Genomic DNA, 10,226 nt, shown 5'->3' on the forward strand with positions numbered 1-10,226 from the left:
GGCGCCCGCCGAGGGGCTTCCTTTCGAGGAGTTCGCGCTCGTCTCCGAGTACGAGGCCGACGGCGAGCCGGTCTGTCTGTTCCGGACGGGGCTTGCGCCCGACAGCCCCGAGACGACGCTGGTCGAACACGGCGCGCGACCCCACGAGCTCCGCGCCGGCGACGGGGCGGCGACGGTGATCGCGGAGCTCGGCAGCGACGCCCCCGTCCGTGAGTTCGTCGAACTGTTCCGGGACCGCCACCCCGGCGCCTCGCTGGCCGCACAGCGCACCCACCACCGCTCCGAGCCGTCGACGGCACAGCAGCGCGCGTCGGCGACGGAGGCGCTGACCGACCGGCAGCTCGAAGCCATCCGGACCGCGTACTTCAGCGGGTTCTTCGACCGGCCGCGGAAACACACCGGCACCGAGATCGCCGACGCGATGGGCATCTCCCAGCCGACGTTCAGCCACCACCTCCGGGAGGCACAGCGCAGGCTCTGTGCCGTGCTGTTCGAGGCCGAACAGCTCCCGGACCGACGCGGCGACTGACCCTATACTGATAGCCCCATTCGATTTTCGGTTCGGTCAGTATAGCCGGCAGCAAGATAACGGAGACGCCCCTGTATGGGAATGCTGTAAGGAGGGCACTGGACCGTACTGCCGACGCATTCCGGCACCCCCCCCACCCCACATCCCAACGGTCCGGCGTGATCGTCACGTTCGTCCGCACCACATCGGGCGTCGTCCTCCTTACTGCCTTCTACGCCCGGCACTCACGCTCGGGAGCGAGATCGCCGGCCCGGCGGCTCGCGGGCGCTTCGAGAAGACGCGACAGCGACGGGCGTGTTCAGAACGTCGGCTCGTCCTCGTTGCTCCCCTCCTGCATCGCGGGGTCCTGCTGGTCCTCGACGGTCTGGGTGAACAGATCGCTGTCCAGCTCCTCGGTTGGCTCCTCCTCGATGTCGTAGGCGGAGACGCCGCGCTGCAGCAGGTCCTCGACGGCGCGCTCGCGGTTCAGGAACTCGCCGGATTCCACGAGACGGTCGAGTTCGCCGGTGATGCGGTCGGGGAGGTCGACTTCGATCTGGGCCATACCTCCACCTCCACGCTGGAGCGGTGTGAATTTTCCGCTCGGTGGCTATATCCCGCCGCGGACCGAATCACGGGCCGTGCAGGCAGACGAGATCGACCCGCAGGCGAAGGCTGCACTCGACAGGCGGCGATTCTCGCTTCCACACAGCCGGATCGGGCTGAAGCTGCTCCGTCCCCTCGCCCGGCTGGCGGGGAAGTACGGGAACTTGAACCCCCCGGCGGTCGGCAGCGTCACCGATCTCACGATCCCCGGCCCCGGCGGGAAACTCAGGGCGCGCCGATACCGGCCGGCGGAGGGGAGCGACGTTCCGACGGTCGTGTTCTTCCACGGCGGCGGCTACGTGATCGGCGGGCTGGAAACCCACGACGTCCTCTGCCGGCGGCTGACCCGTGAGAGCGGCTGTGCGGTGCTCTCGGTCGCCTACCGGCTCGCGCCGGAACACCCGTTCCCGGCAGCCGTCGAGGACGCCTATGCCGCGACGGAGTGGGCCGCGTCGAACCCCGGCTCCCTGGGCGGTGGCGACGGCCTCGCGGTCGCGGGCGACAGCGCGGGCGGAACGCTCGCGGCGATCGTCGCGCTGATGGCCGCCGAACGTGACGGGCCGGAGCTGGCCCATCAGGCGCTCATCTACCCGGCGACCGGCGCCGAGGAGGAGCAGGAGTCGGTCCAGCAGAACGCCGGGACCGTGCTGAGCGAGGCCGACTTGCGCTTCTTCGAGAAGTGTTACTACGGCAGCGATATCCACCGGCGCAACCCCTACGCCGACCCCGCGCAGGCCGACGACCTCTCCGGCGTCGCGCCCGCGACGGTGGTCACCGCGGGGTTCGACCCGCTCCGGGACGCCGGCAAGGGGTACGCCGAGCAGCTACTGGCCGACGGCGTCGACGTGTGCTACGAGAACTACCCCGCGCAGGTCCACGGGTTCGCGACGATGGACATCGACGCCGCCGAGACGGTCGCCTCACGCGTCGGGCGTGACCTCGGCGACGCGCTGCGGGAGTAGCCGACGCCTCGAAGTGGAATGTAAATCACATACGGCGATATCGATCGACAGCGACGGTCCCGAACGGAACCGATCGGAACGACAGGGGGGTCACTTATGCCGCCGTCGCCCCACTGCTCCGGGTAGATGCTGCGAGACGGGACGGTCTTCGAGGACGAACATCTCCCCCGGGAGATCGTCGGGCGCAACAGCCAGATGAACGAGGTGACCGACGCGCTCGCGCCCGTCGAGCAGGGCGCACGCGCCGAGAACTGCTTCCTGTTCGGCCCAAGCGGCGCCGGCAAGACCACCGTCGCCCGCGCTGCGGTCCGGGAACTCCGTCGCGAGGTGCTCGACGTGCCGACCGCGTACGTCAACTGCTGGACGGACTACACGCGGCGGAGCGTGCTCGAACGCGCGGCGAACGCGCTCGTCGACGCAGCGGTCCCGAAGAACGCGGCGACCCGTGACCTGATCGACACGCTCCAGACCGGCCTCGACGGGCCGAGCGTCGTCGTGCTCGACGAGGTCGACCAGCTTCAGGAGCCGAACACGCTGTACGACCTCCACTCGGTGCCCGGCCTCGCGTGGATCTGCATCGCGAACCGCGAGGTGGACCTCCTCGCTCGGCTCGACGAGCGCGTCCATTCCCGCGTCTCGGTGGGCTACCGCGTGCAGTTCGACCGCTACACCGTCGAGACGGTCACGGAGATCCTCGACCGCCGGGCCGCACAGGGGCTGGAAGCCGGCACCGTCGAGCGCGACACCCTGCAGCGCATCGCCGAACGCGTCGACGGCGACGCCCGGCAGGCGATCACCGCGCTCCGCGTGGCCGCCCGCAAGAGCGAGCGGGAGGGGCTGTCGGCGATCCCGCCGCGGCTCGTCGAGGACGCCGTCTTCGACGCCGAGGCCGAGGTGAGGCGGAAGACGATCTCGAAGCTCAACGACCACCAGCGCGTGCTCTACGAGTGTATCGAGGACGAGGGGCCGCTGATCCAGAAGGAGCTGTACGAGCGGTACGAGCAGGCCCACGCCGACCCGATCACGCTCCGCGCGCTGCGGAAGAGCCACCTGCCGAAACTGGAACACTACAACCTGATCGAAACCGAGCGCGACGCCCGGGGGAAGCGCTACCGGCTCGCCTCGCGGGACGGCTGAGGCGCCGCTCCGCGGGAGTACCCCGGTCGCGCCGGCGTCGGTCCCCGGGTTTCTGCCTGCCGGCCACTGTTTCGCCGGTCCAGCCCCAGCGCGTGAAGCGCGGCGACGACGGCGCCCGCGGAGAGCCAGATCGCCGCCTCCCCCTCCACGACGCCGGCGTGCCACCCCGCGTACAGCGCGATCCAGAGCAGCGCGCCAGTCGTGATCGCGCTCGTCGAACCGCTCGCGGACGCGCCGAGCAGCCGACCCAGCCCGCGCGGCGGGTCGATCCCGAACAGCCGCGCGAGTGCTTGGAACACCGGAGGGAGGCGGGTATCTCCCCCCGATCCGGTTCGTCCTACGGGTGGGCGGCTCCGCCGCCTCGATCGGGCGTTCCGAGTGACGACGGTCGGCGAGTGGTCCCGGCGCCGACGCACCGGTACTTCACCGCGTCGCACGCGTCGCCGCCGATCTCGTCGCGCGTCACGCCTCCGCTTCCCGCTCGACCCGCGTGTCTGTTCTCGGCCCCTGCGCGTACCAGTCGGTCGGTGGATCGCCATACGCCCTCTCGGTCCGGTATCGCAATCAAGCCTCTTCGGGTGGTTCCGGTCGGTTCTGGTCTGGAAAAATCGACGGACTGGACGGCGGAAGGAGAGTTCCGGTCGCGTTCCGGGCGGCGACGCCTCAGTGCTCGGCGAACCAGCTCTCCAGCTCCTCGAGCCGGTGGATCGCGCGGTCGGGGTCGCCGATGTTGTGGTGCTCGTCGGGGTAGATCACCAGCCGGGCGTCGACGCCCTGCTTGCGGACCGAGACGAACAGCTGTTCGGCCTGCGTCGGCGGACAGCGCCAGTCGTTCTCGCCCGCGGTGACCAGAAGCGGCGTGTCGACGCCGCCGACGTCGGTGATCGAGGAGATCTCCCGGTAGGTGTCGACGTTCTCCCACGGCAGGCCGAACTCGTCCTCGTGCCAGAGGTGGTTGTCGTCGGTGCCGAACGTGGCGTAGAAGTCGTAGATGCCGTGCTCGGCGGCCGCGGCGGCGAACGTATCGGACTTCGTGACCGTCGCGGCGGTGGTGACGCCGCCGTAGGAGAAGCCGGTGAGGTAGAGGCGGTCCTCGTCGGCCCACCCCTCCTCCACGAGGTGTTCGACGCCGGTGACCACGTCGTCGACCTCCTTGTCGCCCCGGGTGCCGCGCAGGCGCTCGGCGAACTCCTGCCCGTAGGAGGTCGAGCCGCGGTAGTTCGTTCTGAGGACGATGTAGTCCTTGCTCGTCCAGAACAGCTGATCGAAGCCGAACGCCGGCGAGTCGTACGACATCGGCCCGCCGTGGACCGAGGAGACGACGGGGTGTGGCTCGGGGTCCTCGGGGTCGAACTCGGGCGGGAGGTACGCCAGCCCGTGGATGGTGACGCCGTCGGAGTTCTCCCAGGAGACGCGCACGCAGTCGTGGTGCTCGTCGACCAGATCAGCGTTGACCTCGCTGACCCGTGCGAGCCCCGCGGCGTCGGCTTCGGCGCCCTTCTCCGCGTCGAGACCCTCACGCCCCATCGCGTAGATGTCGGCGCCAGCGGTGGGATCGGCCATCCGGAACGCGAGCGTGCTGCCGTCGTCGGAGACGGAGAGTCCGGAGACGGACCTGCTCCGCCCCTGCGCGACGAACACGCGCTCGGGGTCGTCCTCCTCGGCGTCGAGCCGGATCATCCGGGTGTTCCCCTCGTCGCCGAACAGCCCGACGAGGGTGTCGTCGTCGAGCCAGTGGGGGTTGCCGCCGAACGCGATCGTACGGTCGAGCGAGCCGGAGACGGACTGCATCTCGCCGCTCTCTCCGTCGATCACGTACGCCTCGGTCGGCTTGTACCAGTTGTACGGGTCGCCGCCGCCGACGGCGATCCGGCTCCCGTCGGGCGACCAGCGCGGCTGCTGGACCCGCAGGCCGGCGTCGGTCAGCTGCTGGTACCCCGTCCCGTCCGGACGGATCGTGTAGACGTTCCGGACGTGGGTGTCGTCGGGGTCCTCCTCGTGCTGGGCGACGAAGGCGATCCGGTCGCCGTNNCGGGCTGGAGCCCCCGGCGATCGCCCTTCTCCTCGTCGTCGTAAGCGTTGTCGAGTCGGACCGTCTCGCGGCTGTCGGCGTCGACGACGAACAGGTAGCTGGACACCTCGTCCATCCAGCCCGCGCCGTCGCCCTTGTGCTGGAGTCGGTCGATTTCGATCGGGCCGTTCTCGTTACGCTGCTGCAGGTACTCCTCGTCCTCCTCCGTGGGATCGCGGGCGGCGATCACGAGGCGCTCCCCGTCGGGTGCCCAGTCGAACTCCGCGACGCCGTAGTCGCGGTCGGTAAGCTGGCGGGCGTCGCCGCCGCGCTCCATGTCGAACGACCAGACCTGCGGCTTCGGCCCTTCGCCGACAGGGCCGCCGTTCTCCTCCTCCTCCTCCTCCTCCTCGTCTGCGTCTTCCTCAGCGCCGTTCTCGACGGCGACGCCGGCGTCGGTCTCGCGGGCCGCGACGAACGCGAGCCGGTCGCCGTCGGGCGACCACTGCGGCGAGGACGCGCTGGAGGCGCGGGTGAGCCGGTATGGCTCGGCGGAGCCGTCGGTCGGTGCGACGAACAGCGACGTGTGGCGGTCGTCATCCTCGGCGTCGAACTCGCTGACCAGGAACGCCACCCGCTCCCCGTCGGGGGAGACGGTGGCGCCGGTCGCGATCGAGAAGTCGTAGAACCGCTCCGGGGACAGTTCGTCCATGGCCCCGATGGGCGTGGCGGCATCAAAAACGTACGCCCTGCGGCCGTTCCTACAGCTTCGCCCCTTCGTCGTGGCAGTTCGTCGCTGCGGCGGTCAGTCGTCCGTCGCGGCAGTCGCCGCCGCGACGATCACTCCTCGGCCACGGGGTTCTCCTCCGGTTCGCCGTGGATGGCGCTCGCGATGATGCCGCGGGTGTCGCGGACGAGCTGGACCAGCGCCTCGCGGCGGCCGGCGAACAGCCCGAGCGCGAGGAGGATGTACGTCGCGGTGAACAGGTGCAGCAGCTGGATCTCGCCGATCGGGAGGTGGATGATGTCCCTGAGGACGAGGAACTCGAGCAGCACCTGCGAGATGAACAGGAGGAACAGCCCGACCGCCTCCCGCACGTCGATCTCGAAGTTGATGATCAGCGCGAGCGCGAACAGCGACTGCGCCGCGGTGATCCAGATCTCGGCCTCCTGCTTCGCGTCGAACGCCAGCGCGCCGTACTCGCCCAGCGCGATCGAGTGGACGACCACCAGCGTCCCGATCAGCAGGGTCCACTGGTTCAGCTTCGAGGAGATCAGCGCGTTGAACCCCGCGGTCGAGCGCGCCTTCCGGACCAGCACGACGACGACGATGAGTTCAGGCGACTCCGAAGCCAGCGGCGCGATCCACTGGATCATGAAGAACGAGGGGATACCGATGTCCTCGCCCAGCAGTTCGAGGCTGTGGGCGAACGGCTCGACGGCGGTGAAGATGATGAGGCCGGAGAACGCGAACAGCGCGATCACCGTCAGCGCCCGATAGGGGTTGGGGATCTTCCCCAGCATCGCCGGGACGCCGACGTGTTCCACGTGCTCCTCGGGCTCGCCGCGGAGGACGACGCCGATGTAGAGGACGTACAGCCCGACGAGGAACGCCATGTCGAAGATGTCGATCCCCGGGCCGAGCGGGACGAGGAACGCCCACGCGGTCGCGGCCAGCAGGAACGCGATCTCGAGGCTGATGTCGCGGTCGAGCGAGACGGCATCGTTGAGGAAGCCGCCCCGGTCTTTCACCGCCGGGTCCTCGTCGGCGCCCGAGCGGAACACCGTGTACAGCGCGACGCCCGCCCAGCCGATACCGATCAGGATCCGGTTCGCGCCGGTCATGTTCGCGACCGCGAGGTTGCCGGCCTCGGCGCCGGCGGGGGTGCCGGCCTGTACGCCGGCCTGCCACGCGTACAGCGCGTCGACGGCGTACTCGGGCGCGACTGCGAGCACCGCGAGCACGGCGATCGCGAACGCCCGTGGCACGTCCTTCTCGGCGGTCTCGGCGCCCCAGGTGAGCAGGAACGAGGCGCCGAGGATACCGATACCGGCGACGGCGACGGTCGAGAGTGCCCCCAGGCTGTGGGCCGTCCCGGTGAGCCACCCGCCCAGCCACGGGAGAGTGAGTATCGTTGCGACGACGAGCATTCCGATCTTTCTCGTGTTCATTCGGGTCTGAACGGAGCGAACACCGGAGTTGGTAAAAATCACAGGATACCGAGGCCGCGGCAGTTTTCCGGCGTATCAGCACCGCTGACGCCCGTTCGCTCCCGATCCCGCTCGCGAGCGAATTCACGCGGTATCGGGCGTTCGACGCCGGTATATCGGCGGTATCGGTCGAAACGAACGGCGGTGTCACGGGAGTGGGGGAGACACAGCTCGAACAGCTCGAAATGTTCAGAAATTTTGGACGGTGTTCGGTGTATCGGCGGTCCACGCATCGTGAGAACTCTTAAGTGCTCCGCGCCGGACCCTCGAACGTATGCTTCGGGACGCAGCGACCGCACGGGCGGGCGAGCGTGAGAGCCGACCGCCCGGGTCGGATCGCGGGGTGGCAGCCTGATGGGTGGCGCCGTGGCCGTCTCGCTCCAGAAGGGGGGCGTGGGCAAGACCACCGTCGCGATCAACCTCGCGGACGCGCTCGCGGTCCGCGGCAACGACGTGTTGCTGGTCGATCTCGATCAGCAGGGCAACGCCACGGAGGGCGTCGGCCTCAAGGAGGAGTACGAGCGATCGAGTCCCCACGTCGGCGACGTGCTCACCGACGACGACCCCGTGGACGCGGCCGAGGTGGTCGTCGAGCGGGAGGGGTTCGACGTGTTCCCCGCCCACGTCGACCTCGACGAGATCGCCGACCGCGTCCGCAACTCCACGTTCGGGATGCTCTGGGTGCGCCGGCGGATCGTCGAACCCCTGCTGGAGGAGCGGTACGACTACGTCGTCGTCGACTCGCCGCCGAGCCTGGGGCCGCTGTCCGACGCCGCCCTGATCGGCGCCGGCAACGTGATCGTCCCGCTGCTGATGAGCGAACCCAGCGTCAGCGGCTTCGAGCGCATGTGGGACCAGCAGATCCTCCCCATCCGGAACGAGGTGGAGCTGGAGCTGCTCGCGATCGTCCCGAACGACCTCACGGGCAACAACGAGGAACGACGCATCATCGAGGACCTGGAGAACTCGCCGTTCGCGGAGCATCTACCCGAGTTCTGCCGGTCTTCCGAGTTCGACGACCCCGACTCCCCGGGGCCGGGGATCCGCCACCGCATCGCGTTCAGCCGAGCGTGGCGCGACGGGCAGACGCTCCGGGAGTACGACCCCGACAACGACATGCTCGACCGACTCGACAAACTCGCCGAGATCGTGGAGGAGGATGCCTGACGACAACCGCTTCGCCGGCCTCTCCGACGCCGACGGGGACGACCAGCCCGAGGAGCCGGCGGACTCGGAGGACGAGGAGGAGACGGGCGCGGGTCCCGCCTTCGAGTTCGACGCGACCACCGCAAAGAGCATCTACGTCCGGCCGGAGACGCTGGAAGTGCTCGAGGACGCCGAGTTCGAGGTGGAGAGCCAACTGCGCCGCGAGCACGGCATCCGCGACGTGACCGGCCGCGAGTTCCACGACGCCGCGGTCCGGGTGCTGGCCGAGCACGCCGACGAAATCGTCGACCGGATCCTCGACGAACGCGAGCAGGACTGACGCCGACGGAGCGACGCGGTCGGCGCTACCAGGGCGTCTCCTCGGCGCCGACGAACTCGAACAGCGGCTCGTAGTCGGCGGGCAGTCCGCCCTCCACGTCGTGGAGTTCGCCGCCGGGGACGATCTCGCCGAGCAGCGCCACGATCGCCTGTGCACGGACCTCCGCCTCCCCCTCGTCGACGCCGGCGCGGTCCGCGACGCGTTCGAGGAACTCCGCGTGGTCGAACCGCTGGCCCGAATCCGCGTCCCGGAGGTAGTAGCCGATCTCTCCCGGCAGCGGGCTGGCGAGGTCCGCGGCCTCGTCGGCCTGGAGACGCTCGCCGAGGGTCGTCAGCACCGCACGGGTGTTCCGGACGGCCGTTCCCATGTCTCCCGCCTCGATGCGATGTTGTACTTCGCCGATGAATTCGCTGTAGTCCATAGCTGTGTCTGTCGTCGACGGTTGTCGGCTCGGCACACGTCCGCCACCGGGAAACTCCGGGCGATCGGTTATAAAGCTGATCGCCGTTTCCGGGCGTCCGCCGGCGAGAGAACCCCTATTTCCGTCAATCTCCGAACAGCGGCACTGTCGAGAACGGAGTTGGCAGTCGCGGTGCGGTCGGTGCCCCGAGGGGACAGAACGCTCTCAGGAACCGGGGCGATCCAGCGTCGACTGGGAGAATACGTGGCCGTCAGTCACCCGTCGCCGCGCCTTCGGGGGCGTCGGATTCGGTGTGGTCGACCTCCCCCGACTCGGGGCTGTTCGCGGTGTACACTCGCTTGCGGGCGTCCTTCAGACAGATCTCCTCGGTGACCAGCCCGGCGTCCTCGAGCCGGCCGAGCGCGTCACGGACGGTGCGGCCGGCGAGCTGGGTCTCCTCGGTGACCTGGCTCTGGGTCATGCGGTCGTTCTCCTGGAGGACGAGGTGGACCAGCTTCGCGCTGGGGGGCAGGTCGGCCATCTCGGCCTCCGTGGCGACGTCGCTCACTGTCGCCCCGCGCCGCGGGTGGTTGTCGCCGGGCGCCCGCGCGCCGGCGGGGCGTCGGTACCGATCGATCGATCAATGTTCTCGCGCACGGATGCCCGTATGCGCGCGCGACCCTTAAGCCGTTCTTGACCCTGAGGTAAGTCGGTGACACGGGTGTTACCGGACGCCGGCGCGGGGCCGACAGTGTTAGCGAACTGTCCCCTCGGCGAGCTCGCCCAGCGGCCGCGTGCGGGAAAAGGCGGGCGTCGAGACGCGCACGTCGGTGTCGGCGTCGACGCCAGCGAAGCGCAGGTGGATCGAGAAGCGGCCGTCGTCGCCGATCGGGGCGGCCTCGTAC

The 10,226-nt window shown here is 69.4% G+C and carries 11 protein-coding genes; 5 read left to right on the forward strand and 6 right to left on the reverse strand.

The window, feature by feature from the left end:
• The coding region (locus ACFR9S_RS03070; protein ID WP_379818041.1) for a helix-turn-helix domain-containing protein at window positions 1-529 on the forward strand (529 nt) is incomplete at its 5' end.
• A gap of 298 nt (window positions 530-827) precedes the next feature.
• On the opposite strand, the gene ACFR9S_RS03075 is transcribed toward ACFR9S_RS03070, so the two are convergent.
• Window positions 828-1,073, reverse strand: coding sequence for a DUF7120 family protein (locus tag ACFR9S_RS03075; protein WP_053948379.1), 246 nt, complete (start codon window positions 1,071-1,073; stop codon window positions 828-830).
• A 76-nt stretch (window positions 1,074-1,149) separates the two neighbouring features.
• Between ACFR9S_RS03075 and ACFR9S_RS03080 the strand changes: the two genes are divergently transcribed.
• Both ACFR9S_RS03080 and ACFR9S_RS03085 read left to right on the forward strand, forming a co-directional pair.
• On the forward strand, window positions 1,150-2,076 hold the full coding sequence (locus ACFR9S_RS03080) for an alpha/beta hydrolase (RefSeq protein ID WP_379818042.1): 927 nt from the start codon (window positions 1,150-1,152) through the stop codon (window positions 2,074-2,076).
• Window positions 2,077-2,202: 126 nt separating this feature from the next.
• Window positions 2,203-3,213 carry a Cdc6/Cdc18 family protein gene (locus ACFR9S_RS03085; protein WP_379732698.1) on the forward strand — a complete coding sequence of 337 codons (1,011 nt, stop codon included), beginning with the start codon at window positions 2,203-2,205 and terminating at the stop codon, window positions 3,211-3,213.
• On the opposite strand, the gene ACFR9S_RS03090 is transcribed toward ACFR9S_RS03085, so the two are convergent.
• The 3 genes from ACFR9S_RS03090 to ACFR9S_RS03100 all read right to left on the reverse strand — a co-directional run bounded on the left by ACFR9S_RS03090 (window position 3,186) and on the right by ACFR9S_RS03100 (window position 7,396).
• Window positions 3,186-3,512 carry a hypothetical protein gene (locus tag ACFR9S_RS03090; protein WP_379818043.1) on the reverse strand — a complete coding sequence of 109 codons (327 nt, stop codon included), beginning with the start codon at window positions 3,510-3,512 and terminating at the stop codon, window positions 3,186-3,188. The genes ACFR9S_RS03085 and ACFR9S_RS03090 overlap by 28 nt on opposite strands.
• 364 nt (window positions 3,513-3,876) lie before the next feature.
• On the reverse strand, window positions 3,877-5,028 hold the full coding sequence (locus ACFR9S_RS03095; protein ID WP_379818044.1) for an alpha/beta hydrolase family protein: 1,152 nt from the start codon (window positions 5,026-5,028) through the stop codon (window positions 3,877-3,879).
• Between the two features lie 1,036 nt (window positions 5,029-6,064).
• A complete protein-coding gene (locus tag ACFR9S_RS03100) occupies window positions 6,065-7,396 on the reverse strand; it encodes a sodium:calcium antiporter (RefSeq protein ID WP_379731430.1) in 1,332 nt (443 codons plus the stop codon).
• 393 nt (window positions 7,397-7,789) lie between these two features.
• Between ACFR9S_RS03100 and ACFR9S_RS03105 the strand changes: the two genes are divergently transcribed.
• Both ACFR9S_RS03105 and ACFR9S_RS03110 read left to right on the forward strand, forming a co-directional pair.
• The gene (locus ACFR9S_RS03105) at window positions 7,790-8,602 is read left to right on the forward strand and encodes a ParA family protein (protein WP_379731429.1); all 813 of its coding nucleotides are present in this window, start codon (window positions 7,790-7,792) and stop codon (window positions 8,600-8,602) included.
• Window positions 8,595-8,921: a hypothetical protein gene (locus tag ACFR9S_RS03110; RefSeq protein ID WP_379731428.1), complete on the forward strand. Its 327-nt coding sequence runs from the start codon at window positions 8,595-8,597 to the stop codon at window positions 8,919-8,921. The genes ACFR9S_RS03105 and ACFR9S_RS03110 overlap by 8 nt, the downstream gene beginning before the upstream one ends.
• Before the next feature lie 25 nt (window positions 8,922-8,946).
• On the opposite strand, the gene ACFR9S_RS03115 is transcribed toward ACFR9S_RS03110, so the two are convergent.
• Window positions 8,947-9,342, reverse strand: a complete 396-nt coding sequence (locus ACFR9S_RS03115) for a DUF2267 domain-containing protein (RefSeq protein WP_379818045.1) — start codon at window positions 9,340-9,342, stop codon at window positions 8,947-8,949.
• Window positions 9,343-9,592: 250 nt separating this feature from the next.
• Entirely contained in the window at window positions 9,593-9,862 is a 270-nt protein-coding gene (locus tag ACFR9S_RS03120) for a winged helix-turn-helix transcriptional regulator (protein WP_379731433.1), read from the reverse strand.
• Window positions 9,863-10,226: the final 364 nt, after the last annotated feature.

The sequence above is a fragment of the Halolamina salina genome, from assembly GCF_042678005.1.
GTDB classification, from domain to species: Archaea; Halobacteriota; Halobacteria; order Halobacteriales; family Haloferacaceae; genus Halolamina; species Halolamina salina.

Excerpts from the sequence above, each read along its gene's own strand:
- ACFR9S_RS03075 (WP_053948379.1), bottom strand. The coding sequence starts at position 1,073 with ATGGCCCAGATCGAAGTCGACCTCCCCGACCGCATCACCGGCGAACTC.
- ACFR9S_RS03110 (WP_379731428.1), top strand. The coding sequence starts at position 8,595 with ATGCCTGACGACAACCGCTTCGCCGGCCTCTCCGACGCCGACGGGGAC.
- ACFR9S_RS03085 (WP_379732698.1), top strand. The coding sequence starts at position 2,203 with ATGCTGCGAGACGGGACGGTCTTCGAGGACGAACATCTCCCCCGGGAG.
- ACFR9S_RS03105 (WP_379731429.1), top strand. The coding sequence starts at position 7,790 with ATGGGTGGCGCCGTGGCCGTCTCGCTCCAGAAGGGGGGCGTGGGCAAG.
- ACFR9S_RS03115 (WP_379818045.1), bottom strand. The coding sequence starts at position 9,342 with ATGGACTACAGCGAATTCATCGGCGAAGTACAACATCGCATCGAGGCG.
- ACFR9S_RS03100 (WP_379731430.1), bottom strand. The coding sequence starts at position 7,396 with ATGAACACGAGAAAGATCGGAATGCTCGTCGTCGCAACGATACTCACT.
- ACFR9S_RS03120 (WP_379731433.1), bottom strand. The coding sequence starts at position 9,862 with ATGGCCGACCTGCCCCCCAGCGCGAAGCTGGTCCACCTCGTCCTCCAG.